Annotated in this window: 22 protein-coding genes, 1 tRNA gene and 2 riboswitches; of the genes, 15 read left to right on the forward strand and 8 right to left on the reverse strand. The window is 72.3% G+C overall.

Annotated elements, in window-relative coordinates; genetic code table 11:
* Positions 1-82 precede the first annotated feature (82 nt).
* The 10 genes from BCF33_RS11960 to BCF33_RS12005 all read left to right on the forward strand — a co-directional run bounded on the left by BCF33_RS11960 (position 83) and on the right by BCF33_RS12005 (position 11,841).
* The gene (locus BCF33_RS11960; RefSeq protein WP_245883817.1) at positions 83-1,795 is read left to right on the forward strand and encodes a heparinase II/III family protein; all 1,713 of its coding nucleotides are present in this window, start codon (positions 83-85) and stop codon (positions 1,793-1,795) included.
* A 53-nt stretch (positions 1,796-1,848) separates the two neighbouring features.
* Positions 1,849-3,453 carry a bifunctional phosphoribosylaminoimidazolecarboxamide formyltransferase/IMP cyclohydrolase gene (purH, locus tag BCF33_RS11965; protein WP_425432774.1) on the forward strand — a complete coding sequence of 535 codons (1,605 nt, stop codon included), beginning with the start codon at positions 1,849-1,851 and terminating at the stop codon, positions 3,451-3,453.
* Position 3,454: 1 nt separating this feature from the next.
* Positions 3,455-4,006 (forward strand): signal peptidase II, encoded by a 552-nt coding sequence (gene lspA / locus BCF33_RS11970; protein WP_106161144.1) that lies wholly within the window; start codon positions 3,455-3,457, stop codon positions 4,004-4,006.
* Positions 4,003-4,518: a DUF3035 domain-containing protein gene (locus BCF33_RS11975; RefSeq protein WP_106161145.1), complete on the forward strand. Its 516-nt coding sequence runs from the start codon at positions 4,003-4,005 to the stop codon at positions 4,516-4,518. The genes lspA and BCF33_RS11975 overlap by 4 nt, the downstream gene beginning before the upstream one ends.
* A gap of 120 nt (positions 4,519-4,638) precedes the next feature.
* On the forward strand, positions 4,639-6,081 hold the full coding sequence (locus BCF33_RS11980; RefSeq protein ID WP_106161146.1) for a M16 family metallopeptidase: 1,443 nt from the start codon (positions 4,639-4,641) through the stop codon (positions 6,079-6,081).
* A complete protein-coding gene (locus tag BCF33_RS11985) occupies positions 6,081-7,394 on the forward strand; it encodes a M16 family metallopeptidase (protein WP_106161147.1) in 1,314 nt (437 codons plus the stop codon). Before BCF33_RS11980 ends, BCF33_RS11985 begins: the two co-directional genes overlap by 1 nt.
* Positions 7,395-7,435: 41 nt before the next feature.
* Positions 7,436-9,205, forward strand: coding sequence for a DNA mismatch repair endonuclease MutL (mutL, locus tag BCF33_RS11990; protein WP_106161148.1), 1,770 nt, complete (start codon positions 7,436-7,438; stop codon positions 9,203-9,205).
* A 71-nt stretch (positions 9,206-9,276) separates the two neighbouring features.
* Positions 9,277-9,765 (forward strand): hypothetical protein, encoded by a 489-nt coding sequence (locus BCF33_RS11995; RefSeq protein ID WP_106161149.1) that lies wholly within the window; start codon positions 9,277-9,279, stop codon positions 9,763-9,765.
* A gap of 36 nt (positions 9,766-9,801) precedes the next feature.
* Positions 9,802-10,017, forward strand: coding sequence for a hypothetical protein (locus BCF33_RS12000; RefSeq protein ID WP_106161150.1), 216 nt, complete (start codon positions 9,802-9,804; stop codon positions 10,015-10,017).
* 69 nt (positions 10,018-10,086) lie between these two features.
* The gene (locus tag BCF33_RS12005; RefSeq protein ID WP_106161151.1) at positions 10,087-11,841 is read left to right on the forward strand and encodes a peptidoglycan-binding protein; all 1,755 of its coding nucleotides are present in this window, start codon (positions 10,087-10,089) and stop codon (positions 11,839-11,841) included.
* An 82-nt stretch (positions 11,842-11,923) separates the two neighbouring features.
* On the opposite strand, the gene ykgO is transcribed toward BCF33_RS12005, so the two are convergent.
* Both ykgO and BCF33_RS12015 read right to left on the reverse strand, forming a co-directional pair.
* Positions 11,924-12,049 carry a type B 50S ribosomal protein L36 gene (gene ykgO / locus BCF33_RS12010; RefSeq protein WP_005850168.1) on the reverse strand — a complete coding sequence of 42 codons (126 nt, stop codon included), beginning with the start codon at positions 12,047-12,049 and terminating at the stop codon, positions 11,924-11,926.
* Between the two features lie 86 nt (positions 12,050-12,135).
* Positions 12,136-12,210: transfer RNA gene (locus BCF33_RS12015), tRNA-Val, on the reverse strand.
* Positions 12,211-12,385: 175 nt separating this feature from the next.
* Here BCF33_RS12015 and BCF33_RS12020 point away from each other — a divergent pair.
* Positions 12,386-13,237, forward strand: a complete 852-nt coding sequence (locus tag BCF33_RS12020; RefSeq protein ID WP_106161152.1) for an N-formylglutamate amidohydrolase — start codon at positions 12,386-12,388, stop codon at positions 13,235-13,237.
* Between the two features lie 14 nt (positions 13,238-13,251).
* The gene (locus BCF33_RS12025; protein WP_106161153.1) at positions 13,252-14,001 is read left to right on the forward strand and encodes a class I SAM-dependent methyltransferase; all 750 of its coding nucleotides are present in this window, start codon (positions 13,252-13,254) and stop codon (positions 13,999-14,001) included.
* 403 nt (positions 14,002-14,404) lie between these two features.
* On the opposite strand, the gene BCF33_RS12030 is transcribed toward BCF33_RS12025, so the two are convergent.
* Positions 14,405-15,661: a DNA polymerase IV gene (locus BCF33_RS12030; RefSeq protein ID WP_106161154.1), complete on the reverse strand. Its 1,257-nt coding sequence runs from the start codon at positions 15,659-15,661 to the stop codon at positions 14,405-14,407.
* A 142-nt stretch (positions 15,662-15,803) separates the two neighbouring features.
* Positions 15,804-16,520: a DUF998 domain-containing protein gene (locus BCF33_RS12035; protein ID WP_106161155.1), complete on the reverse strand. Its 717-nt coding sequence runs from the start codon at positions 16,518-16,520 to the stop codon at positions 15,804-15,806.
* A gap of 99 nt (positions 16,521-16,619) precedes the next feature.
* Positions 16,620-16,714: riboswitch (glycine riboswitch) on the forward strand.
* A gap of 1 nt (position 16,715) precedes the next feature.
* A riboswitch (glycine riboswitch) is annotated at positions 16,716-16,827 on the forward strand.
* A gap of 51 nt (positions 16,828-16,878) precedes the next feature.
* On the opposite strand from BCF33_RS12035, the gene BCF33_RS12040 reads away from it, so the two are divergent.
* A complete protein-coding gene (locus BCF33_RS12040; RefSeq protein ID WP_106161630.1) occupies positions 16,879-18,129 on the forward strand; it encodes a D-amino acid dehydrogenase in 1,251 nt (416 codons plus the stop codon).
* Positions 18,130-18,374: 245 nt separating this feature from the next.
* Here BCF33_RS12040 and pyrF read toward each other — a convergent pair whose 3' ends face one another.
* Both pyrF and BCF33_RS12050 read right to left on the reverse strand, forming a co-directional pair.
* A complete protein-coding gene (gene pyrF, locus BCF33_RS12045) occupies positions 18,375-19,085 on the reverse strand; it encodes an orotidine-5'-phosphate decarboxylase (protein WP_106161156.1) in 711 nt (236 codons plus the stop codon).
* Between the two features lie 74 nt (positions 19,086-19,159).
* Positions 19,160-19,384 (reverse strand): hypothetical protein, encoded by a 225-nt coding sequence (locus tag BCF33_RS12050; RefSeq protein ID WP_106161157.1) that lies wholly within the window; start codon positions 19,382-19,384, stop codon positions 19,160-19,162.
* A 155-nt stretch (positions 19,385-19,539) separates the two neighbouring features.
* Here BCF33_RS12050 and BCF33_RS12055 point away from each other — a divergent pair, with 155 nt between their 5' ends.
* On the forward strand, positions 19,540-20,136 hold the full coding sequence (locus BCF33_RS12055; protein ID WP_158259418.1) for a hypothetical protein: 597 nt from the start codon (positions 19,540-19,542) through the stop codon (positions 20,134-20,136).
* Between the two features lie 211 nt (positions 20,137-20,347).
* Positions 20,348-22,957: an ATP-dependent chaperone ClpB gene (gene clpB, locus BCF33_RS12060; protein WP_106161159.1), complete on the forward strand. Its 2,610-nt coding sequence runs from the start codon at positions 20,348-20,350 to the stop codon at positions 22,955-22,957.
* 231 nt (positions 22,958-23,188) lie between these two features.
* On the opposite strand, the gene BCF33_RS12065 is transcribed toward clpB, so the two are convergent.
* Together BCF33_RS12065 and BCF33_RS12070 are read right to left on the reverse strand one after the other, a co-directional pair.
* A complete protein-coding gene (locus BCF33_RS12065) occupies positions 23,189-23,425 on the reverse strand; it encodes an EF-hand domain-containing protein (RefSeq protein ID WP_106161160.1) in 237 nt (78 codons plus the stop codon).
* A gap of 312 nt (positions 23,426-23,737) precedes the next feature.
* Positions 23,738-24,253, reverse strand: a complete 516-nt coding sequence (locus BCF33_RS12070; protein ID WP_106161161.1) for a fasciclin domain-containing protein — start codon at positions 24,251-24,253, stop codon at positions 23,738-23,740.
* Positions 24,254-24,464 lie beyond the last annotated feature (211 nt).

Raw genomic sequence — 24,464 nt, forward strand, 5'->3', positions numbered from 1 at the left:
CCCCCTCGGCGCCCTTCGAGCGGGGGCGACCTGGACGGGTGACGGCGCTAGGACGGGCCGGACGGGCGAGGGAGGGCGAGCGGTGGCAGCAACGGGTCTGAGGCGGCCGGCGGCGGGCGAGGGGCCGACCTTCCGCGACCGCCTGCACGCCCGACTCGCCGCCCGGGCCCGGCCCGCATCGGGTTTTCTCGCCCAGCCCGAGCCACGCTCGATCGGGCGCGAGGCGCGGGGGCGGCAACTCCTGGCGGGGAACCTCCTCTTCGCGGGGCACCTCGTCGAGGCACCGGGTGTGCCGCCCTGGGATCTCGCTCCGCCGGATGCCGCCTGGACGGCTGAGCTGCACGGGTTCGAATGGCTCGACGACCTCGCCGCCGTCGGGACGCCTGCCGCGCGCGACCTCGCGCAGGATTGGACCTTCGCATGGGTCCTGCGGTTCGGCCGGGGCCGGGGACCGGGCTGGACGCCCGCGCTGGCCGGGCGGCGGCTGATCCGCTGGACGCATCATGCGATCCTCCTCCTCGCGGGGCGCGGAGAGGCGGATCAGAAGGCGTTCCTCGCCGCGCTCGCCGCGCAGGCTGCGTTCGTCTCGCGTCGCTGGCGGGCGGCGGCGCCGGGCCTGCCGCGCTTCGAGGCGCTGACCGGGCTGCTGCACGCCGCCCTCTCGTTGGGCGGGGTCGCGAGCCGGGCGAGCTTCGCGCCCGATGCCCTCGCACGGAGTTGCGAGCGCGAGATCGGCCCCGATGGCGGTCTCGCCACGCGCAGCCCCGAGGACCTCTCCGAGGTGCTGACGCTGCTGGGCTGGGCGGCGGAGGCGATGGAGGTGGCGGGCCGTGGCTGCCCCCTGCCGGTGACGCGGGCCATGGAGCGGATCGCGCCGGCCCTTCGGGCCCTGCGCCACGCCGACGGCACCCTCGCGCGCTTCCACGGCGGCGGACAGGGCGTCGAGGGGCGGCTCGATGCGGCGCTCGCGGCATCGCCGGCGTGCGGCAGGCTTGCCGAAGGCGCTGCGATGGGGTTCCGCCGCCTCGCCGCGGGGCGGACGGTGCTGATCGCGGACGCGGCCCGTCCGCCCACGGGCGCCACGGGGGCGGAGGGGCATGCCTCGACCGCGGCGGTCGAGGTCTCGTCCGGGCGGCGGCAGTTGATCGTGTCCTGCGGGGCGGGGCGGGGCTTCGGACGAGACTGGCGACGCGCGGCGCGGGCCACGGCAAGCCATTCGGTCCTGATGATCGAAGGGGAGTCCTCCGCGCGAGTGGCCCGCCCCGGCCCCGGAGGGCGCGCCCCGCTGGAGGGCGGCCCCCGCGAGGTGCGCGCCGTCGCCGCTGCCGGAACGCTCGAGGTCGCCCATGATGGTTGGCGGTCCCGCTTCGGCCTGACGCATGCGCGCCAGTTGCGGATGGATCAGGACGGGCGGCGGGTCGACGGCGCGGACAGCTTCGTGACGTTGGACGACGCCGACCGCGCCGTGCTGGCGCGCGCCCTGCGCCGGGCCGGCGCGGACGGGCTGGTCTGGGCGCTGCGCTTCCATCTGCATCCGGACACCGACGCTTTTGCGGGCGACGCCGGGGAAACGGCGTTCCTGACCTTGCCGTCGGGGGAAGCCTGGACGTTCGGCCATGACGCCCCGGTCGCCCTGACGATCGAGCCGTCCGTGTTCCTGGAGGCGGGGCGCTTGCGCCCCCGGGCGAGCCGCCAGGTCGTTCTACGCGGCGTGCTCGGGCAGGCGGGTCTGCGCGTCGGCTGGCGGTTGGAGAAGGCGCGGGACATGCCCGACTTCTTCCGGGACCTGCGCTAGCGCTCGGGGCGGCGGCGCGGTAGGTCCGCGGCGGGACAGGAGGGGTTCGCGCAATGGTCCAGGCCGTGGAAGGGGCGATGCAGCCCGATCTGGTGCCGATCCGCCGGGCGCTGCTTTCGGTCAGCGACAAGGCGGGCCTGGCCGATCTGGGCCGGGCGTTGGCGGCAGCGGGGGTCGAGATGGTCTCGACCGGCGGCACGGCGCGGACGCTGCGCGATGCCGGGCTGGACGTCGTGGAAGTGGCCGAGGTCACGGGTCATCCAGAGGTCATGGACGGGCGCGTGAAGACGCTGCACCCGAAGGTCCACGGGGGCCTCCTGGCGCTGCGGGACGTCCATGCCGGCGACATGGAGGCGCACGGGACCCCCGGGATCGACCTGCTCGTGGTGAACCTCTACCCCTTCGAGGAGGCGCTTGCCCGCGGCGCGCAGGAGGCCGAGATGGTCGAGAACGTCGACATCGGCGGGCCGGCTATGATCCGTGCGGGCGCCAAGAACCACGGCTGGGTCGCCGTGACGACGGACCCCGCCGAATACGAAGAAGTGATCGACGGGCTTCGGAGGGAGAGCGGCACGCGTCTGGCGCTGCGCAAGCGGCTGGCGGCCGAAGCGTTCGCGCGCACGGCGGCCTATGACGCGGCCGTCTCGGGCTGGATGGCCGGGGCGTTCGGGGTTGGGACGCCCCGGCATCGCGCCTTCGCGGGCCGGCTGGCCGCGCCCCTCCGCTATGGCGAGAACCCGCATCAGTCCGCGGCCTTCTACCGCGCGGGTAGCGGGCGCCCCGGGGTGGCGACGGCCCGGCAGCTGCAGGGCAAGGCCCTGAGCTACAACAACCTGAACGACACCGACGCCGCCATCGAGGCCGTGGCCGAGCTGGGGACGGACCGGCCGGCATGCGTGATCGTCAAGCACGCCAATCCCTGCGGCGCGGCGATGGGCGACAGTGCCACCGAAGCCTACGTCCGCGCCTTCGACTGCGACCGCACGAGCGCCTTCGGCGGCATCGTCGCGCTGAACGTGCCGCTCGACGGACCCACGGCGAAGGCCATCGCCGGCATCTTCACCGAAGTCGTCGCGGCACCCTCTGCGAACGAGGAGGCGCGCGCCGTCTTCGCCGCGAAGCCGAACCTGCGCCTTCTCGAAATCGGCGCGCTGCCCGATCCCGCCGCCCCGGGCCTTCTCGCGAAGCCTGTCGCCGGGGGGCTTCTGGTGCAGGATCGCGACGCCGGGCGGATCGGCGCCGGTGACCTGCGGGTCGTCACGAAGCGCGCGCCCTCCGAAGAGGAGGTCGCCGACCTCCTCTTCGCCTGGCGCGTCGCGAAGCACGTCAAATCCAACGCCATCGTCTATGCGCGCGGCGGGCGGACGGTGGGGATCGGCGCAGGCCAGATGTCGCGCCTGGACAGCTCGCGCATCGCGGCCCGCAAGGCTGCGGACATGGCCGACGCACTGGGCCTGGACGAGAGCCCGGCGAAAGGCGCGGTGGTCGCCTCGGACGCGTTCTTCCCCTTCCCGGACGGGATGCTCGCGGCCGCGGAGGCGGGCGCGCAGGCCGTGATCCAGCCTGGAGGCGCCATGCGCGACGCGGAGGTGATCGCCGCCGCCGACGAGGCCGGCCTCGCCATGGTGCTGACCGGCATGCGGCACTTCAGGCACTAGGATGCGGGTCTTCCTCCTCTCCGCTGCGGGCATCTTCGTCCTGGATCAGGCCACGAAGGCCTGGGTCCTCTTCGGCCTCGGACTAGAGGAGCGGGGGGCGATCGACGTCCTGCCGCCCTTCCTGAACCTTCGGATGGCCTGGAACCGGGGCATCAACTTCGGCCTCCTCTCGGGGCATTCGGAGGCGCTTCGCTGGGGATTGATCGGGCTGGCCGTCGCGATCTCCCTTCTCGTGACGTGGTGGGTATGGCAGGGCCGGGGCTCGCGCCTCTTCCAGATCGCTGGGGGCGTCCTCGTGGGCGGGGCGCTGGGCAACGTGGTGGACCGGGTGGCCTACGGGGCGGTGGCGGACTTCCTGAACATGTCCTGCTGCGGGATCGAGAACCCGTACGTCTTCAACGTCGCGGACATCGCCATCGTCGCCGGGGCGGTGGGGCTGGCTCTCTTCCCGGGCCGCCCGCCCCACGGCGCGGCGGGCGCCGGCGCCCGCTCTGGCGCGGGGACGCCGGACGCGGTATTCGGCCGTGAGGGGAAGAGGAAGGACCGGCGATGACGCGCATCCTCGCAGCCATGCTGGCGCTGATCACGCTGACCGCCTGCGGCGCCGGCCGGGACGAGCCGGACCTTCTGGTGCTGAACCCCGACGCGGCCGGGCCGGACGAGTTCTCGATCGTCCCGAACCGCCCGCTCGAGCTGCCGCCCTCCTTCTCTGAGCTGCCGGTGCCCACGCCCGGCGGCATCAACCGGACGGACCAGACGCCGCTGGCGGATGCGGCGCGCGCGCTCGGCGGCAGCGGGGCGGTGCCGCGCGGCGGCGTGCCCGCCTCCGACGCGGCGCTGATCGCCGCGGCGGGCGCCCCCCAGGCGGGGATTCGCGGCACGCTCGCCTCCGAGGACCTCGCGTTCCGCCGGGGCAACGACGCCCGCCCGCTGGAGCGTCTGTTCGGCGTGAACGTCTACGGCCGCGCCTACGCCGCGCAGCGCCTGGACCCGCGGACGGAGCTGGACCGCCTTCGTGCCCTCGGCGTCCGCACCCCCTCGCCGCCGCCGCCGCCGCGGGACTGACGGGGCAGGGCCACGCGCCGTTCGCCTCCGCGAGGCGGCGGCGGCGCGCGACCGCCTGCGCCCTTTTCTCCAGCGGGTTCCGACCTTACCTCTAGCCGTGCAAACGCAAGGGAGACGCTCATGCGCCGCCTCATCGCCGCCCTCGCGCTGGCTCTGCCCATGCCTGCGCTGGCGGACGAAGCCGTCACGAGCTTCGCCCTCGACAACGGTCTCGAAGTCGTCGTGATCGAGGACCACCGAGCGCCTGCGGCCGTCCACATGCTGTGGTACCGCGCGGGCTCGGCCGACGAGCCGCCGGGCCGCTCGGGAATCGCGCACTATCTCGAGCACCTCCTCTTCAAGGCCACGGACGAGCTGGAGGCGGGCGAGTTCTCGGACACGGTCGCCGCCTTGGGGGGGACGGACAACGCATTCACCTCCTATGACTATACCGCCTATTTCCAGCGCGTCGCCGCCGAGCACCTCGGCCTGATGATGGAGATGGAGGCTGACCGGATGACCGACCTCGCGCTCGACGCCGAGGACATCCTGACCGAGCGTGACGTTGTCATTGAGGAGCGGCGGCAGAGAACGGACAACGACCCCGGCGCCCTCTTCAGCGAGCAGAGGCGTGCGGCGCAGTACCTGAACCACCCTTACGGGGTTCCGGTGATCGGCTGGGCGCAGGAGGCCGACGCGCTGACGCTGGACGACGCGCTGGAATTCTACGGCGCCCATTACGCGCCGAACAACGCGGTCCTCGTGGTGGCGGGCGACGTGTTCCCCGGCGAAGTGCGCGACCTGGCCGAAGAACATTACGGCCCCATCCCCGCAGACCCGGCCATCGCGCCGCGCGAGCGTCCGCAGGAGCCGCCGCAGCTTGCCGAGCGGCGGATCGCCTTCGAGGACCCTCGCGTCGGCCAGCCTTACGTGGTTCGCACCTATCTCGCGCCCGAGCGGGATGCCGGGGACCAGCGCGAGGCGGCCGCCCTCACCCTGGCGGCGGCGCTTCTGGGCGGCTCGGCGCAGACGGCCGTGCTGCCTCAGAAGCTCCAGTTCGAGAACGAGGACGCCCTCTATGCGACGGCCTTCTATGACGGGCTCTCCTATGACGACACGCTCTTCGGGGTGCTGGTCGTGCCCGCGCCCGGCGTGACCCTGGAGGAGGGGGAGGAAGCGCTGGACCGCGCGCTCGCCGAGTTCCTGGAGGAGGGCGTTGACGAGGATCAGCTCGAGCGGGTGAAGTTCCAGTTCGAGGCCGCGCGCATCTACGCCCAGGACGATCCGGGAAGCCGCGCGCGTACCTACGGCGCGGCTCTGACATCGGGGTTGACGGTGCGCGACGTCCAGGACTGGCCCGGGATCATCCAGTCCATCACCCCTGAGGAGATCGAGGACGCCCTCGCCCGCGTGCTCGACCGCGACCGTGCGGTGACGGGCTACCTGACTACGACAGAGCCCGCCGCCTTCGAACCCGTTCCGGCGTCCGCCGCCGATCCCGCGGCCGGGGCGCCGCCCCCGCCACCTGCGGGACTGCCAGCCGAGCCGGCCGGCGACGCCGCTACCGTCCTGGAGGATTCGTGATGCTCCGCCCCCTGATCGCAGTGCTCGCGCTTCTCGCCGCACCCGCCTTCGCCGAGGTCGAAGTCGAGGAGGTCACGTCCCCCGGCGGGATCGAGGCTTGGCTGATCGAGGATCACACGCTTCCTTTCCTCGCCCTCGAGATCCGCTTCGAGGGGGGCACCGCGCTCGACCCCGAGGGTCGGCGGGGCGCGGTGAACCTGATGACCGCCACGCTCGAGGAGGGAGCGGCGGACATGGACGCGACCGCGTTCGCCCAGGCCCGCGAGGCCCTAGCCGCGAGCTTCGAGTTCGACAGCTATTCCGACGCGGTCAGCGTGTCGGCCGCCATGCTGACCGAGAACCGCGAGGAGGCGGTTGAGATTCTGCGCGCGGCCCTCGTCGAGCCGCGCTTCGACCAGGGGGCCATCGACCGCGTGCGGGGGCAGGTCCTGTCTATCATCCGCTCGGACGAGACCGATCCCCAGGCGCTGGCGGCCCGCGCCTTCGCGGAGGCCGCCTTTCCTGGCCATCCCTACGGCAGCGCCGACGACGGCACCGCCGAGAGCGTCGCGGCCCTGACGCGCGAGGACATCGTGGAGGCCCACCGTGCTGCCATCGCCCGCGACTGGGTCTACGTGGGCGCTGCCGGCGACATCACCGCGGAGGAGTTGGGCGCGCTGCTCGACGAGCTGCTGGGCGCCCTCCCGGAGACCGGCGCCCCCCGCCCCGATCGGGCCGAAATTGCCCTGGAGCCCGGCGTCGAGGTGATCGAGTTCGACATACCCCAGTCCATCATCCTCTTCGGGCACGAGGGGATCGCGCGCGATGACGACGATTACCTCGCCGCCTACGTGGTCGACACGGCCCTCGGGGGCTCGGGCCGCCAGTCGCGCCTGATGGAGGAGGTGCGCGAGCGGCGGGGCCTGACCTACGGTATCGGCACGGGCCTCTTCCCGCGCGAGTTGGGCGACCTCTACCAAGGCTCCCTGTCCACGGCGAACCCCAATGCGGGCGAGGTGATCGAAGTCGTCCGCGACGAGTTCGAGCGCATCGCGGAGGAGGGACTGACCGAGGACGAGCTGGCGGAGGTGAAGGAGTACCTGACCGGCGCCTACCCGCTGCGCTTCGACGGCAACGGGGCGTTGGCCTCGATCGCGGTGGGGATGCAGATGGTAGGCCTAGGGCCCGATTACATCGCCGAGCGCAACGACCTCGTGGACGCGCTGACCTTGGAGGAGGTGAACCGCGTGGCATCCGAGTTGATCCGTCCGGAAGAGCTGTCCTTCGTGGTGGTCGGGCGCCCGGAGGGCATCGAGGGGGCCGTCGCCGACTAGGACTGTTCCGACTCGGGTCCGCGGGATGCTAGCGTGCGGGCATGAACGCGCCCCTCCTCCCCCTCCCGCGCGAGATCCGGCAGCTCGACGCCGGGCAGGTCAACCGCATCGCCGCCGGCGAGGTGGTCGAGCGCCCGGCCTCGGCCGTGAAGGAGCTGGTCGAGAACGCCCTCGACGCCGGGGCGACCCGCGTGGAGGTCGAGTACGAGGACGGCGGCAAGGCGCTGATCCGGGTCTCGGACGACGGTTGCGGGATGGACGCAGCGGACCTGCCGCTCGCGCTCTCGCGGCACGCCACCTCGAAGCTGCCAGGGGGCGATCTCTTCGACATTCGGTCCTTCGGCTTCCGAGGCGAGGCGCTGCCTTCCCTCGGCGCGGTCGGACGGCTCGAGATCGCCTCCCGGCGCGAGGGGGGCGAGGGGGCGTCGATCCTCTGCGACGGGGGGCGGATCGAGGGGCCCCGCCCCGCGGGGACGCCGCCCGGCACCGTGGTCACGATCCGCGGTCTCTTTCGGGCTACGCCGGCGCGGCTGAAGTTCCTGCGCTCCCCCCGTGCGGAGGCGCAGGCCATCGCGGACGCGATCCGGCGGCTCGCCCTGTCGGCCCCCGGGGTCGCCTTCGTCCTCACGGACCGCGCCACGGGACGCGAGGCGTTCCGCGCCCCGCCCGAGGACCTCTCCGCCCGCGCCGCGCGGGTCGTCGGCGCGGGTTTCCGCGAGGACGCCGCGACGGTGGAGGCCGAGCGCGAGGGCCTGCGGCTGACGGGTTTGACGGGGCTGCCCACCTTCACGCGAGGCACGGCGGCACGGCAGTTCCTCTTCGTGAACGGGCGGCCCGTCGTGGACCGGCTGCTTTCGGGGGCCCTCAGGGCAGCCTATGGGGACGCGATGCCGCGCGGGCGGCACCCGGCCTGCGCCCTCTTCCTCTCCTGCGAGCCGCGCCTCGTCGATTGCAACGTGCACCCCGCCAAGTCCGAGGTGCGCTTTCGCGAGCCGGGCGTCGCACGGGGGCTGCTGGTCGGCGCCGTCCGGCACGCGCTCGCGCAGGCAGGGCATCGGTCGGATCGGGCGTTGTCGGCGGGCATCCTGGGACGAGCGGCGGCGCCCGCGCCCGGCGCCCCGGTCTACGAGATGGACCGTGCGGGACGGGACCGGGCGCAAGGCTTCGCCTTCGCCGAAGGTCCCGCCGCACGCATGGAGGAAAGCCCCGGCCGCATGCCGCCTTCGGAGGAGGCGACCGCGGGCCGTCTGGGGGCGGCAAAGGCACAGCTTCACGGCAACTGGATCGTGGCGCAGACCGAACGGGGCGTAGTCCTCGTGGACCAGCACGCCGCCCACGAGCGGCTGGTCTACGAGCGCTTGAAGCGCCAGCGGCGCGAGGGCGGCGTCCGGCGGCAGGCCCTGCTCATCCCCGAGGTGGTCGAACTGGCCGAGGCGGAGGCCGTCCTTGCCCACGCGGAGGCCCTTGCCGCGCTTGGCCTCGTGGTGGAGCCTTTCGGTCCGGGCGCGCTCGCGGTGCGCGAGGTGCCGGCCGAGCTGGGCGGGGCGGATCCCGGCGCGATCCTGCGGGACGTCGCGGACGAGATCGCCGAGGGCATGCCGCCCGCCGCGCTCGAGGCGCGGCTCGATGCGTTGGCGGCGACCATCGCCTGCCACGGCTCGGTCCGCTCGGGACGCGGCCTGTCGGGGGCGGAGATGAACGCCCTCCTGCGCGCGATGGAGGCGGAGCCCGCGTCTGCCACCTGCAATCACGGGCGACCGACCTGGGTCGAGCTGCCCCTCGCGGATGTCGAGCGCCTCTTCGGGCGATAGTCGTCCTGCCGGCATACCGGACCCGAACACGCCCTGGCCCGTTGGCTCCGTGCACACCACGGGAGTAACCCATGTCCAAGCACGAGACCTGGCTGAAGAAGACCCTCGCCGACATCCTGGGCGAGGATCGGGGCATCCCCGACTACATGATCGACCGCCTCCGCGCCTTCACGCCGGAGGACCTCGACGAGTTGCGCGTCAACGAGCGGGAAGCGGCCCTTTCCGCCTTCGCCCGCGTCGCGCGTCAGTCACGCGATGCCAGGGGCGGTGAGTTGGGCGAGGGGGCTGGCCGGCCCGCCTATGTCGACGGCGACATCGACTGGGGCCTCAGGGCTGCCAAGTCCGCCTTGGAGGAACAGCCGGCGGGCGAAATGTCCGAGAAGGCGCTCGAACTGCTGTCGGACTGCACCTGCCCCGCGGCGACGGGGCCGAACCCCGGCATCGACGGGGGCAGTGGCTACGACGACGTCGAGCCCGCACTCGAGCGCGAATCGCGGGAGGACGACCCCGTTCCCTCGGAGCCGGCCACCGGCGCGGGCGAGCGGGACCCCCGCGCCTGAGGTGGCAGGTGCCGCGGGTGGGGCTCCGGGAGGGGAATGGTGCGAGGCTGGATATCATCGCTCCTGAGCACGGCGGGCCTTCTCCTCGTGGGCGGGTTGATCCTAGTCCTCGCGGCGGGCCTCGGCGGGGTGCGCGAGACCGTCCCCCAGCCCGGCGGCACCGCCGTGATCGTCACCCAGTGGGGCCACGTCCTTCTGATCGCTGCCCTCGCGGTGGCCTGCTTCGTCGGCGCGTGGGCCGTGCGCCGCTGAAGCGGGCCTGTGACGCCGGCGCCGAACGGGCTAGGATCGACGCGCAAGACCACCGCCGGAGACCAGCCGATGATCCGCCTCGCCCTCGTCCTTCTAGCGCTGGTGATGGCGCAGCACGCCGCCGCGCAGGATCGCGCCGCGGTCCTCCTGATCGGGGCGGAGGAACGGGACGCCGACTTCGGCGACATCGCTTTCGAGGTGCTGCGCCTGCAGCGCGTGCTGGAGGCGCGGGGCATGGCCGTCACCGCCCTGGTGAACCCCGCCAAGCCCGAGCTGGAGCGGGCTGCCTTGCGCTTTGCCGAAGCCGCCGGCCGTGCCGATCGCGCCAGCGTCGTCGCGCTGGGACGCTTCGTCACGACCGGGCCGGATCGATGGCTGCTGCCGACGGCGGCCGGCGTTCCCACCTCTCTGGGCGAGGCGCAGGAGACGGGGCTGGCGATGGCCCCCCTCCGGGCGGCCGTTCTCGCCGGGGCCGAGCCGGGGATGCTGATTCTTGGCCATGAGGAGGGTACCGGCCGCCCGGGATCGCTCCTCTCCTACGGCACGGGCACGCTGCCCGCCGGGGCCGAGGTTCCGACCGCTCTCCTTTCCGCGGACGAGGTCGGCGGCGTGATCCTCCGCGCGTTGCGCGGGGACGGAACCCTCGGGGCGCAGGATGTCCGCGCTGCCGGGGGTCGTGCGTCCGGCCTGCCGCCCGAAGGCATCGCCTTGGCCGGATCGACCGTTCCGAACGCCGCCGCGCGCGAAGCCGACGCTTGGACGCGGGCGTCGGCCGCCGGAACGGAGGCGGCCTACCTCACCTTCCTGCGCGATCATCCTTCGGGCCGCTTCGCCGCCGAAGCACGTGCGCGTCTCGCCGCGCTCCGCGCCGATCCGACCTCGCGCGCTGAGGCGGCGGAGACGGCGCTGGCGCTGGACCCGGGGGCCCGGCGCGAGGTTCAGTCGGACCTCGTCGTACTGGGCTTCGATACCCGCGGCATCGACGGCGTCTTCGGGCCGGGCACCCGCGCCGCGATCCGCGCCTGGCAACGCGGGCGCGGGCTGGAGCGGACGGGTTTCCTCGACGCGCCGCAGCTTCTGGCCCTGGGCCGTGCCGCGGATGCCGAGCGCGCGCGCCGCGCCTCCGAAGACGCCCGGCTCTGGGCGGACACTCCGGCCACGGAGGCCGGCTACCGCGCCTATCTCGCTCGTTTCCCGGAGGGCCGTTTCGCGGCCGAGGCCCGCGAGGCGCTGGAGCGGCTGGAGCGTGCCGCCGGGGAGGGGGCCTTCTTCGACGAGATGACCGCCCTTGGCACGATCGATGCCCTGATGCGGTTCCTCGAGCGCTACCCCGAAGGCGAGCTGGCCCGCCGGGCCGAACGCAGCCTTCGCGCGCTCGAGGCAGCGGAGGGGGTGAGCCGGGCCGAAGGCCTCGCCTGGCGCCGGGCAGCCCGTGCGGACACGGTGGCCGCCTACGGCGCCTATCTCGCGCGCTTCGGCGAAGAGGGGTTCTTCGCGGCCGATGCGCGAGCCGCCATCGCCCGCCTCGGCGGCCGGGACGACGGACCCGTGATCCAGCCTCCCCCTTTGGCGCCGCAGCTCCCCGATCCGGCGGAGGAGCGGGCGGCGGCGGGCGAGGAGGCGCTCGGCCTCGACGCGATCGCGCGCCGCCTCATCGAGCTGAGGCTCGCGCAGGAGGGCTTCGACCCCGGCTCTGTCGACGGCAGCTTCGACGGGGCCGCGCGGGCCGCCATCGCCGCATGGCAGCGGGCTCAGGGACGGACGGGAACGGGCTACGTCTCGCAAGGGGACCTGGCCGGAGCGATCCTGGACGCCCTGCGCTAGCGGCAAGGCGGCCGCCGGCCGAACGAAGAGGGGCACCATCCGTGAGAATGGTGCCCCCGAAGCCTTGCGGCGATGCGAAGCCTCAGCCCTGGCGGGCCTTGAAGCGACGCTGCGTCTTGTTGATCACGTAGACCCGGCCCTTGCGGCGCACCACGCGGCAGTCGCGGTGCCGGTTCTTCAGCGATCGGAGCGAGTTGCGGACCTTCATGGCCTCATCTCCTCATGTCCGGCGCTGGGCGCGCCATCATCCCGAACCAAGGCGCCTCCGTGCAGGGAGGCGCGCGAAACCGTCGGTGGTGGGCGATACTGGGATCGAACCAGTGACCCCTTCGATGTCAACGAAGTGCTCTACCGCTGAGCTAATCGCCCGATTTCCACCGTCTGCGGACTACCGCCCCAACCATGTATCCCTATCTGGGATCGCATCGCGAGGAAGGCCGACCGCGTCAGGTGGCCGCCTCTAGCGGGGAACGGTTCGGCTCGCAAGTGGGTTTGGAGCCGGGGCGCGGCGCGCTATCCTCCGCCCCCGAGGAGACGCGCGACCGTGGTCCAGCCCGCTTACGATCTGCAGATGCCGGCGCGCCGCGACACCGCGGCGGTCTTCGCCTCGCCGCACTCGGGCCGGAACTACCCGGCCGGCTTCCTGAGGGACAGCGTCCTGGACCGGCGGGCGATCCGCTCGTCCGAGGACGCGTTCGTGGACGAGCTCTGGGGAGACGCGACCCGCCACGGCGCGCCGCTGCTCTGCGCACTGGCGCCGCGGGCCTACGTCGACTTCAACCGCGACGAGGGCGAGCTCGACCCCGTCCTTGTCACCGGGGTCGGGCGGATCGCGCACAACCCGCGCGTCGCCTCGGGCCTGGGGGTGATCCCGCGCGTGGTGGCGGGCGGGCGGGCGATCTATCGCGGCAAGATCGGGATGCGCGCTGCGAAGGGCCGGCTGGAGAATCATTGGCGACCTTATCACGCGACGTTGACAGGCCTTCTCGAGGAGGCGCACGAGGCCTTCGGCGAGGCGATCCTGATCGACTGCCATTCCATGCCGCACGAGGCGATCGAGGGCGTGCCGGGCGGCAAGCCGGAGGTCGTCCTCGGCGACCGCTTCGGCGCCAGCGCCGGCAGCGGGATCGTCGACCGGATCGAGGCGCGCTTCCAGGCCGAGGGGCTGCGCGTGGCCCGCAACGCGCCCTTCGCGGGCGCCTACATCGTGCAGCGCTACGGTCATCCCGCGCGCGGACGGCACGCCCTCCAGATCGAGATAGACCGATCACTCTACATGGACGAGTCGCTCATCCAGCCGAACGGGCGCTTCCACCTGGTCCGGGCCATCCTCGCCCGCGTGGCGCGGGATATCTGCGACATCGGGCGCCGGCAGGTGTCGCTGGCCGCGCAATAGGCTATGGCGGCCACGTGGCCGATCACCTTTCCCTGAACCGCGACTACTGGAACGCCGAGGCCGCAGCCTGGGCCGCGCGCGGCGCGCGTGAATGGGCGCGTGACCCCGTCTGGGGCATATGGGAAAGACCCGAGGCCGAGGTCGGGATGCTGGAGGGCGCGGCGGGCGCCGAACTCGTCGAACTGGGCTGCGGCACCGGCTATGTCTCGGGTTGGGCGCTGCGGGCGGGCGCGGCGCGGGCGACGGCGGTGGACCAGTCGGCCGCCCAGCTCGCGACCGCGCGATGTCTGGCGGAACGGCACGCGGCGGACATCGCCTTCCTCGAGGCCAACGCCGAGGAGACGGGCCTGCCCGCCGGCGCCTTCGACCTCGCGATCAGCGAGTACGGCGCGTCCACCTGGTGCGACCCGGACCTCTGGTTGGCGGAGGCCGCGCGTCTTCTGCGTCCCGGGGGGCATCTGCGTTTCCTCTGCGCCCATCCGCTGACCGTCGCCGCAAGCCCGCCGGACGACGGCCCCGTCTCCGAAAGCCTCCACCGCCCTTGGCGAGGAATGCGAGCGACCCATTGGAAGGCGGACGGTTGCGTCGAGTTCGCGCTGAACCCCGCGGACTGGTTCGCCGCCATCCGGCGGGCTGGCTTCGCCGTCGAGGGGCTGCTCGAGCTCTACGCCCCCCGGGATGCGGCCGGGGCCGAGTTCGACTGTCCCGCCGAATGGGCGAAGCGTTGGCCCTGCGAGATCGTGTGGAAGGCGGCCCGCCGCTGATCGGCCGCCGATCCGCCGCCTCACCGGCGGGCGCACGCCCCTGCGGCCCGGTGGCTGGGGTTCCAGCGGACGGTTTTGCGAAGCGGGGCGATTGCAGACGGAGCGATTTCCGATCGGCTCGCTCGCGCCGCGCGACCCCTTCGCCGCCACGCGCCTTCCGGGCGACGCGGGGCGCGGCAGAGCCGTCCTTCCCGTTCAACCCCACGTGTTGACGCCAGGGCCATGCGACCGGGGCCGCCGCGCGGCTGCCGGACCGTGCCCGTGCGGATCTGAGGCCAAACCGTCCGGGGGTGGAGATGCAGGCCCTCCCCGCGGCTCCTGCCGGAGCGGCTGGGATCCGTCGCGGTCCGCCGCCTCGCGTGGTTCGGTTCGAACCGGCCTCTCCGCGGATGGCCCGCGCCCCTTAGCGCAGCGCGCGGCCTTTCTGGATCGCGGTCTCGCCGAAGCGGGCGCGGATCGCATCCGTCGCCCGTTCGGCCGCGGCACGTCGGGGCGCGGCAGGATCGAGCAGGTCGCCGGTCCTATCGGCCAGCGCCTCGGGGACGATCTCGGCGATGCCGACCCCGAGGAGGCGGTAGGGCCCGTCCTGCGGCGTCTCGTCGAAGAGGGCGCGGGCGTGACGGTAGATCGCGTCGGCGAGCTGGGTCGGCGCGGGCAGCGTCACCCGCCGCGTCAGCAGCGCGTGGTTCGCGCGCTTGAGCTTCAGCATCACTACCCGCCCCGCCAGCCCCTTGGCCTTCGCGCGGCCTGCAACCTTGTCGGCCATGCGCCAGATGTGCCCGTCGAGCACCTCCGGGTCGGCCGTGTCCTCTGTGAAGGTCGTCTCGTTCGAGATGGACTTGGCCGCCCGGTCGGGCTTCACCGCCCGCCGGTCGATCCCGCGCGAGAGGTCGGCCAGTCGCTCGCCCCCTGAGCCGAAGCGCGCGGCGAGGTCGCGCGGGTCCCAGCGGCGCAGATCCGCGAAGGTCCGCACGCCCGCCTTCTCGAGCCGGCCCTGCATGACTGGCCCCGCGCCCCAGATCTTCGCGACAGGCAGGGGGGCTAGGACGCGCTCCGTCTCGGCCGCGCCGATCACGGAGAAGCCGCGCGGCTTGTCGAGATCCGACGCCAGCTTCGCGAGGAACTTGTTGTGGCTGAGGCCGACCGAGCCGGAGAGGCCCAGCTCCCCCTCCATCCGGTTCAGGAGGCGGCAGAGCGTCACTGCTGGCGGCGCGCCGTGCAACCGCGCGGTCCCCCCAAGGTCGAGGAACGCCTCGTCGAGCGAAAGGGGCTCGATCGCGGGGGTCATGTCATCCATCATGGTCCGGATGGCCCGGGACGCCTCGACGTATTTGGGGAAGCTGGGCTTTACGATCACCGCTTCGGGGCAGAGGCGCAGGGCCTGGAACATCGGCATGGCGGAACGCACGCCCCGGATGCGGGCGATGTAGCAGGCCGTCGTGACGACGCCGCGCCGCCCGCCGCCGACGATGACCGGCTTGTCGCGTAGGGAGGGTTCGTCGCGCTTTTCGACGGAGGCATAGAAGGCGTCGCAGTCCATGTGCGCGACCGAGAGGGTGAAGAGCTCGGGGTGGGACAGCATCCGAACCCCTCCGCAGGCGGGGCAGCGGCGTGGCGCGCCGGTCTGGGTGGAGAGGCAGTCGCGACACAGGGCGGGCATGGCGGCAGGCTATGCCCGCAGGGGCTGAGTCGGAAGGCCATGCGAAGGCCGGAGAGCAGCGGTCGCCCCGTATCGGGGGGCGCCGTCGGCATGTAGGGGTCCGGCCGCCCCTTCGGCGCCCGCGAGCTCGCGCGCCTCCTGATCAGCCGTCCCGGGGCGGGGGCATGTCGCGCGGGTCGTGACGATCGTCGTTCAGGGCGCGGATGCCGCGGCCCTTCACCAGCCAGGCCACGCCGAAGGCGAGGACCGTCACCACCTCGAGCCACAGGACGGGACGAAGGTCCCTGATCGCGCAGCGCGCCTCCGGCCCCAACGCGAGGAAGTAGGCCCCAAGCCCCGCGAGCGAGAGGAGGATCGCCCACCCGCAAAGACGATAGACTTGGTTGCGCCTGCGCTTGCCCGGCGTCGGGACCGTGCGGCCCGCGCGCGGGAAGAGCACGAGGCAGAACACCGCCGTCGCCCCGAGGAACACCCCTGCCGACAGGACGTGGATCGCCGCCATCAGGTCCGTCTGCATGAGGATCGGCACGGGCAAGCATGGATCGAGCGTCCGGTTCGGGGCAAGCGCGATGCCGATCGCGCCGAGGCCCGCGGCGGTCGAGACGGTCCTGTCCGTGACGATGCCGTTGATCTCGCGGTGGCCGAGATAGGTCAGGAGGAACACCCCCAGGCTGACCATGGTACCGACGAACAGATCCCGCAGCGGCGTATGGTAGTAGTCCGAGAGCGCGGGCGGCAGGGGCGCGTATCCCGCAAGCGAGAGGCCCACCAGCAGCACCGGCACCACGATCCCGATCGCGCCCATCGCTTGGCGGACGCGGTAGAAGGAGAGGACGGCGTCGTGCGTGTCGGCGGGCATGCCCTGGCATTACCTGCCGCGCGCCCGAAGAGAAGTCGCCTCCGCCCCGGAAGGCACGATTTCGGTGGATCGGGCGGCGGCTTCGGCCTAGCTTATCTTCAGCGACGGCCGGGAGAGCGCCCCACGGGAAAGAGGGGCCGCCGAAGGAGCAACCGCCCCGGAAACTCTCAGGTGCCGAGGACCGGCCGCCGCGTTGGAGGAGACTCCGAAGAGTGCCTTCCCGTCCGGGGGGCCACCGAAGGAGCAAGCCGCGCCCCGACGGTCGGGGTCGCTGCGAATCTCTCAGGTCTTCGACGGAGGGGGCAGGGAGGGGGACGCGGACAGCGCCCTCGCCTGCGCCATCGTCGGGAGGTACCCCATGGCCAGAATTGTCGTCGTCGGGGCCGGCATCGCCGGCATCCACACCGCCTATCGCCTCTGGGAGAGGGGGCACGAGGTGACCGTTGCCGACCGCCAACGCTATGCGGGGATGGAGACGTCCTTCGCCAATGGCGGCCAGCTCTCGGCGTCGAACGCGGAGACCTGGAACCAGTGGGGCACCGTGCTGAAGGGGATGCGCTGGATGCTGCGCCGCGACGCGCCGCTGCTCGTCCACCCGGCGCCAAGCCTGCACAAGGTCGGCTGGATGCTCGAGTTCCTCGGGGCCATCCCGCGTTGGCGCGAGAACACGATCGAGACGGTTCGCATGGCGATGCGCGCCCGGCCCCTGATTGCGGAGATGCAGGCGCGCACCGGGGTGGACTACGACCACTCGCCCGCCGGCATCCTGCATTTCTACGGCTCGGAGCGGGAGATGCGGCACGCGCGCGAGGTCACGCGCCTCTATGCCGAAGGTGGCCTGGAGCGGCGCGAGCTGAGCGCCGAGGAGGTGCGGGCCTGCGAGCCGCGCCTCGTCGCCGACACCGTGGGCGGCTTCTGGACGGAGAGCGACGCGACGGGCTGCATCCACAAGTTCACGGCCGGCGTGGCCGACTGGCTGGAGGGGCGGGGCGTTCGGTTCCTCTACGGCGCGCCGGTGGACGACGTGCGGCCCCGGCCGGGCGGAGGGGTCGAGATCGACCGGGCCGGACGGACGGAGGCATTCGACGCGGTGGTGATCGCGGCAGGGGTGGGCAGCAGGGCGCTGGCGCGACGCCTGGGGGACCGGGTGAACGTCTATCCGGTGAAGGGCTACTCGATTACCGTGAACCTGGACGACGAGGCGAGCCGCGCGGCCGCGCCGCGGGTATCGCTGCTGGACGACAAGGCTAAGATCGTGACCGCGCGCCTGGGCGAGGGCCGGTTCCGCATCGCCGGCACCGCGGAGTTCGCGGGCGAGGACCGTGACATCCGCATGGGCCGGATCGCCCCCCTGACCGCCTGGGTCGAGCGGCACTTCCCCGAAGTCTCGACGGAGGCGGTGGTGCCCTGGGCCGGATTGCGCCCGATGATGCCGGACATGATGCCGCGGGTCGGTCCGGGCAGGAACCCGGGGGTGTTCTACAACACCGGGCACGGGCACCTCGGCTGGACCCTCTCGGCGGCGACGGGCGCGGTGATCGCGGCGGCGGTGGACGCCCGGATAGGTGATGCGCGGCAGCCCGCGGCCGCAGGGATGCGCGCGGCCTGAGGAGGGGCCCGCGACGTGGTTGCGCAGTCGGCGGAGGGATCATCGCCGGGGCCGAGGTGCGCGGTCACCCACCCGGACGATGCCGACGGATCCGCCATACCGGGCGCCAGCCTGCGAGGCGGACGCCGCATCTCTAGCGCTTTGACCAGAGGGGCTCGGGGGCGCCGACGCGGCGCGGGACGGCGTCAGCCCTACCGGGTACTGCCCGCCGAACCAGTATCCCAGGGAGCGCCGCGGCGTCGGCTCTACCGGTTCGGGTGTCTCGCCTGGGGAGAGGCGATCTCTCCCTGGATCGCCTCGGCGGCAGCGCGGGGGTCGGCGGCGTCGCGGATGGGGCGGCCGACGACCACATGGTCGGCACCCGCCGAGATGGCCTGAGCGGGAGTGGCCACGCGCTTCTGGTCGCCGGGCATGGCGCCTGCGGGACGCACGCCGGGAGTGACGATCAGACGGCCGTCGGCCTCGGGGAGGGCGCGGATGGCGGCAGCCTCCTCCGGTGAGGAGACGACCCCGTCCGCGCCTGCTCGGAGGGCGCGGCGCGCACGCTCGACCGCGATCTCGCCGGGGGAGCCCGGCACGGTCATTCCCTCGTCCAAGTCGGCACGGTCGAGCGAGGTCAGAACGGTCACCGCCAGGATGCGCGTCGGCGCGTCGCCGCGCCCCTCCAGCGCGGCGCGCACGACGTGCGGGTCGCCATGCACCGTGAGAAGGTCCGGCTCCCAACGGACCAAGCCACGCACGGCGGCCTCGACCGTGGCGCCGATATCGAAGAGCTTCATGTCGAGGAAGACGCGGTGCCCCGCCTCCTTCAGTTCGCCCGCGAGGGCGAGGCCGCCGCCCGTCAGCATCCCGAGGCCGACCTTGTAGAAGGAGGCGGCCGGGCCGATCCGCTCGACCATCGCGAGCCCGGAGAAGGCGTCCGGCAGGTCGAGCGCCACGATCAGCCTGTCGTCCACGATGCGCCCCTTTCCCAGCCGGTCCGGCTCGGCGCGCTTTGCCGGCCGGCCCGGCCCCGGTCAAGCGATGCGGCTCAGGCGGCGCGGGCGCCTTCGACCATTGCCGCGAAGGCCCCCGCCACCAGAGCCGTGCGCAGATCGCGCCCCTTGGGATCATCTAGGGCGGCAGTGGTGCGGATGGCCTCCTCTCGGACAGGGGCGCCGGGCGCGGGCTGCCATTTCAGGTGGACGAGGCCCGTCGCCCGCCCCATGTCGTCCGCCGGAGCGGTCTCGAGGATCGTCGCGTGTATGATGCGCATCGCGGTCCCGTTCTGGTGGAGTTCCCTTCCTTCGGCGATGAACGCGAAGGGAGGGAGGGGGTTCCCCCCTTGGCGATGGCGGGACTGCCTGCTGGAACCCCCCGGGGGTTCGCCGGTTGGAGGCCCGAGCGGAGAGAGGAGACCCGATGGCGGGCATGGACTTGAAGCTGCGCCGCGCGGATCGCGGGATGAGCGTGTTCTGGATGATCCTGATCCTCGGCGCGGGGGTGTTCCTGCTGCTGACGATCGTCCTTCTCGCGGGCCGCGAGGCTGGCGAGGATCTCGCCGGAGACGGCGCGGGCGTGCCCGTCGACTCGGCTGGCGTGGAGGAGACGGACGCCACGGCCCCCATCGTCGTCGGCGAGCCCGATCCCGACACGACCTACAACACGGATGACGTGACCGTCCGCACCGGCGAGGACGCCGACGGCCCCGACGGCACCACCGAACAGGCCTTCTCGGAGCGCGAAGAGGGCATCGAGGTCGAGCCGGCGGGCGTCGAGGCCGTGGGGCCGGGCACCGATCCCGCGTCGAACGAGGCGCCCGTCGAGGGTGACGAGGCGGGCGACGGCGAAGTCGTCCTGATCGACGACGCCGAGCAGGAGCGGCTGGAGGGCGGTGGCGACGGCGTCACGGTGGACGATCTGGATCAGTCGGACATCGTGGTGGACCCGGATGGGACCACCGCTCCCGTGGTGCCCACCCCGAGCGGGCCCGAGGGCGAGGACGACGACCCGTTCACCGCCGAATAGCCCTAGGATAGCTGTGGGATCGGGTGGAAGAGGGGCGGCTACGGCCGCCCTTTCTCGTCTTCCCCTTCTTTGCGCGCCTTCCATGCGCCGACGGGCTTGAGAGGATGCCGTCCGCATCCCATCTGGGAAAGGAGACGAAAGAAGGCCCGGGCCGATGGGCGTGCCTCCGAAGAGGGCGTCGCAGGACCGGGCGCTTGATGGAGGACTACACATGAATCTCGAGCAGTTCACCGAACGCTCGAAGGGCTTCATCCAGGCTGCCCAGACCGTCGCGATGCGCGAGGGTCATCAGCGCCTGATGCCGGAGCACCTTCTGAAGGTCCTGATGGACGACGATCAGGGCATGGCCGCCAACCTGATCCGCGCGGCGGGGGGCGATCCGGCCCGCGCTGCCGAGGGGGCGGACGCCGCCGTGGGCAAGCTGCCCAAGGTTTCGGGCGATGCGCAGCCCTACGTGGATCAGGCGATGGTGAAGATCCTCGACCAGGCCGAGCAGCTCGCGAAGAAGGGCGGCGACAGCTTCGTTCCCGTGGAGCGCATCCTCATGGCGCTGGGCATGGTGCGTTCGGCCGCGAAGGACGCGCTGGACGGCGCCGGCGTCACCCCGCAGAAGCTGAACGAGGCCGTCAACGACATCCGCAAGGGCCGCACCGCCGACTCGGCCTCCGCCGAGGAGGGCTACGAGGCGCTGAAGAAGTACGCGCTGGACCTGACCGAGCGGGCCCGCGAGGGCAAGATCGACCCCATCATCGGGCGCGACGACGAGATCCGGCGCGCGATGCAGGTCCTCTCGCGGCGTACGAAGAACAACCCCGTGCTGATCGGCGAGCCCGGCGTGGGCAAGACGGCGATCGCCGAAGGCCTCGCCTTGCGGATCGTGGACGGCGACGTGCCGGAATCCCTGCGGAACAAGCGGCTTATGGCCCTCGATATGGGCGCCCTCATCGCCGGCGCGAAGTACCGGGGCGAGTTCGAGGAGCGGCTGAAGGCCATCCTGAGCGAGGTCACCGCCGCCGCGGGTGAGATCATCCTCTTCATCGACGAGATGCACACGCTGGTCGGGGCCGGGAAGGCGGACGGGGCGATGGACGCCTCGAACCTCCTCAAGCCCGCCTTGGCGCGGGGCGAGCTTCACTGCGTCGGGGCGACCACGCTGGACGAGTACCGCAAGCACGTCGAGAAGGACGCCGCACTGGCCCGGCGCTTCCAGCCCGTGATGGTGGAGGAGCCGACGGTCGAGGACACGGTCAGCATCCTGCGCGGCATCAAGGAGAAGTACGAGCTGCACCACGGCGTGCGGATTGCCGACAGCGCCCTCGTCGCGGCCGCTCAGCTCAGCAACCGTTACATCACGGACCGCTTCCTGCCCGACAAGGCGATCGACCTGATGGACGAGGCCGCGTCGCGCCTGCGGATGGAGGTGGATTCCAAGCCCGAGGCGCTGGACGCGCTCGACCGCGAGATCCTGCAGAAGCGGATCGAGGCGGCCGCCCTGGAGAAAGAGGACGACGAAGCCTCCGCGCAGCGGCTGGACAAGCTGAACGCCGAGCTCGCCGAGCTGGAGGAGCGGTCGACCGAGATGACCGCCTCTTGGGAAGCCGAGAGGGCATCGCGCGAGGGCGCGCGAGAGTTGAAGGAGAGGCTGGACCGGGCCCGCGCGGACCTGGAGATCGCTAAGCGCGAGGGCGACCTCGCCAAGGCGGGCGAACTGTCCTACGGCGTGATCCCGGGGCTGGAGAAGTCCCTCGAAGCGGCCGAGTCGCGCGAGGACCAGATCGTCGAGGAGGCCGTGCGCCCCGAGAACATCGCCCAGGTGGTCGAGCGCTGGACCGGCATACCCACCTCGAAGATGCTGGAGGGCGAGCGCGAGAAGCTCCTCAAGATGGAGGAGGAGCTCGGCCGACGCGTGATCGGGCAGAAGGATGCTGTGCGGGCCGTGTCGAACGCGGTGCGCCGCGCGCGGGCTGGTCTGCAGGACGAGAACCGTCCCCTGGGGTCCTTCCTGTTCCTAGGGCCGACCGGCGTGGGCAAGACCGAGTTGGTGAAGTCCCTGGCCGAGTACCTGTTCGACGACGACTCCGCGATGGTCCGCATCGACATGTCGGAATTCATGGAGAAGCACGCGGTCGCGCGGCTGATCGGGGCTCCCCCGGGCTACGTGGGCTATGACGAGGGCGGGGTGCTGACCGAAGCCGTGCGGCGCCGGCCCTATCAGGTCGTCCTCTTCGACGAGGTCGAGAAGGCGCACCCGGACGTGTTCAACGTCCTGCTGCAGGTGCTGGACGACGGCGTGCTGACGGACGGGCAGGGGCGGACGGTCGACTTCAAGCAGACCCTGATCGTGCTGACCTCGAACCTCGGGTCGCAGGCGCTGAGCCAGCTGCCGGAAGGGGCGGACGCGGCCGATGCCAGGCGCGACGTGATGGACGCGGTGCGGGCCCACTTCCGGCCCGAGTTCCTGAACCGCCTGGATGAGACGGTGATCTTCGACCGGCTGACGCGCGGTGACATGGACGGCATCGTAGAGATCCAGCTGCGGCGGCTGCGGCGCCGGCTGACGGAGCGCGACGTCCGGCTGGAGTTGGACGAGGGCGCGAAGACATGGCTGGCCGACGAGGGGTACGACCCGGTCTACGGCGCGCGGCCCCTCAAGCGGGTGATCCAGCGCAGCCTGCAGGACAGGTTGGCCGAGATGATCCTCGCGGGCGACGTGCGGGACGGGGACGCGGTACCCGTCACCGCTGGTCCGGACGGGCTGATCGTGGGCGACCGGGTCAGCACGTCCGAGCGCGACACGCCGCGGGACGCGGTGGTGCATTGAACCTGCCTCTAGACCGCGGAGGGCCCCGCCGGGAGACCGGCGGGGCCCTTCTCGCCGAATGGGGGCGATGGCCGTCCGCGGCCCCCTGAACGGCACGCGCCCCGCCGGATGGTCCGGCGGGGCGCGCTCCTGTCCCGATGACGGCGACCCTTCGGTCCCGGGGGACCTCGGTCCCTCAGGGCCGCCGCCGGGCCCGGGCTAGGGAGGCCCGGACCCTTCCCTCCCGATCGCCTACTCGGTGGCGGCCGGGATCAGTCCGGCGTCGACCGCCGCCTGATACTCGTCGGCGTCGAGGCTGCCGTCCACGTTCGTGTCGGCGAGGGTGAACGTCTCCTCCGTCACGTCCGGCATGGCGGCCGACAGCTCGTCCCAGGTGACGAGGCCGTCGCCGTCCGCATCCATGTCCTGCGCGAGGGCGGCGGTGCCGAGGGCGGCGAGGGCCGCCGTGATGATCATGGTGTTCCGCATGGTTATTCCCTTCCGTTGCGGTTGCGAGATGGCGCCAGGGGGTCCCCTTCCGAGGCGCTGGACCCTTTGAACACGCCGGGCGGGGATGCGGAACGGCGCGCCCGGGGCGGTAGGTTTTCGGGCCGGGCGCCGCCGTTATCGCGCGGCCATCTGGGCGCCGCACCGCCGGGCAAAACCGTGCCGAGCGCATTTGGGCGGATCGGCGCGGACGGTCCCGGCCCGGGGGCAGCGGCCCGCGCAAAGAAAGAAGGGGCGCCCCGCAGGACGCCCCTTCCGCTCGAAGCCATGCCGGTACGGGGCCGGCGTGCCGGCTCAGTCGTCTGACATGTCGTCGCCGTCCATGTCATCCATGTCTTCGGGCAGGATCACCGCATCGATCACATGGATCACGCCGTTCGATGTCTCGATGTCCGGCGTGACGATGTTGGCGCCGTTCACGGCGAAGCCCGAGTCGGTCGAGCTGATGGCCAAGTCGGTGCCTTCGACGCTGGTCGCGGTCATCCCGTCAGAAAGGTCGCCCGACATCACGGTGCCCGGCACGACGTGCATGGTCAGGATCTTAGTGAGCTGATCCTGGTTCTCGTCCATGAGGAGGGTGTCGACGGTGCCTTCGGGTAGCGCGGCGAACGCCTCGTCCGTAGGCGCGAAGACGGTGAACGGGCCTCCGCTCTGAAGTGTCTCGACCAGGCCGGCGGCTTCGGCGGCAGCCAGGAGTGTCGAGAAGTCGCCCGCCTCGGTCGCGACGGCGACGATGTCGCCTTCTTGGGCGATGGCGGGAACCGCCAGGGCGGTGGAGGCGGCGAAGGCCAGGAGGGTGGTGCGGATCATGTTCGGGTTCTCCCGTTGCTGTGTCGCGCGAACGTTCTGGTCGCGCGATCGGAGAACGAACTAGCGCGCGCGTGCGCGAAGGCAGGTACGGCGGCAGCGGTGCGCGACGTTCCGCGCGTTGCGGTGTACAGGGAAGGACCGCGCCGAGAAGGGAGGCGTGATCGGCCGCCAGCACCCGTCACCATCCTCGGGAGGCAAGATAAGCGATCCG

Source organism: Hasllibacter halocynthiae (genome assembly GCF_003003095.1).
GTDB lineage: Bacteria > Pseudomonadota > Alphaproteobacteria > Rhodobacterales > Rhodobacteraceae > Hasllibacter > Hasllibacter halocynthiae.

Coding starts and splice junctions, on each gene's coding strand:
- purH (WP_425432774.1), top strand. CDS start 1,849: ATGGTCCAGGCCGTGGAAGGGGCGATGCAGCCCGATCTGGTGCCGATC.
- lspA (WP_106161144.1), top strand. CDS start 3,455: ATGCGGGTCTTCCTCCTCTCCGCTGCGGGCATCTTCGTCCTGGATCAG.
- BCF33_RS11975 (WP_106161145.1), top strand. CDS start 4,003: ATGACGCGCATCCTCGCAGCCATGCTGGCGCTGATCACGCTGACCGCC.
- BCF33_RS11980 (WP_106161146.1), top strand. CDS start 4,639: ATGCGCCGCCTCATCGCCGCCCTCGCGCTGGCTCTGCCCATGCCTGCG.
- BCF33_RS11985 (WP_106161147.1), top strand. CDS start 6,081: ATGCTCCGCCCCCTGATCGCAGTGCTCGCGCTTCTCGCCGCACCCGCC.
- mutL (WP_106161148.1), top strand. CDS start 7,436: ATGAACGCGCCCCTCCTCCCCCTCCCGCGCGAGATCCGGCAGCTCGAC.
- BCF33_RS11995 (WP_106161149.1), top strand. CDS start 9,277: ATGTCCAAGCACGAGACCTGGCTGAAGAAGACCCTCGCCGACATCCTG.
- BCF33_RS12000 (WP_106161150.1), top strand. CDS start 9,802: ATGGTGCGAGGCTGGATATCATCGCTCCTGAGCACGGCGGGCCTTCTC.
- BCF33_RS12005 (WP_106161151.1), top strand. CDS start 10,087: ATGATCCGCCTCGCCCTCGTCCTTCTAGCGCTGGTGATGGCGCAGCAC.
- ykgO (WP_005850168.1), bottom strand. CDS start 12,049: ATGAAGGTCCGCAACTCGCTCCGATCGCTGAAGAACCGGCACCGCGAC.
- BCF33_RS12030 (WP_106161154.1), bottom strand. CDS start 15,661: ATGCCCGCCCTGTGTCGCGACTGCCTCTCCACCCAGACCGGCGCGCCA.
- BCF33_RS12035 (WP_106161155.1), bottom strand. CDS start 16,520: ATGCCCGCCGACACGCACGACGCCGTCCTCTCCTTCTACCGCGTCCGC.
- BCF33_RS12040 (WP_106161630.1), top strand. CDS start 16,879: ATGGCCAGAATTGTCGTCGTCGGGGCCGGCATCGCCGGCATCCACACC.
- BCF33_RS12050 (WP_106161157.1), bottom strand. CDS start 19,384: ATGCGCATCATACACGCGACGATCCTCGAGACCGCTCCGGCGGACGAC.
- BCF33_RS12055 (WP_158259418.1), top strand. CDS start 19,540: ATGGACTTGAAGCTGCGCCGCGCGGATCGCGGGATGAGCGTGTTCTGG.
- clpB (WP_106161159.1), top strand. CDS start 20,348: ATGAATCTCGAGCAGTTCACCGAACGCTCGAAGGGCTTCATCCAGGCT.
- BCF33_RS12065 (WP_106161160.1), bottom strand. CDS start 23,425: ATGCGGAACACCATGATCATCACGGCGGCCCTCGCCGCCCTCGGCACC.
- BCF33_RS12070 (WP_106161161.1), bottom strand. CDS start 24,253: ATGATCCGCACCACCCTCCTGGCCTTCGCCGCCTCCACCGCCCTGGCG.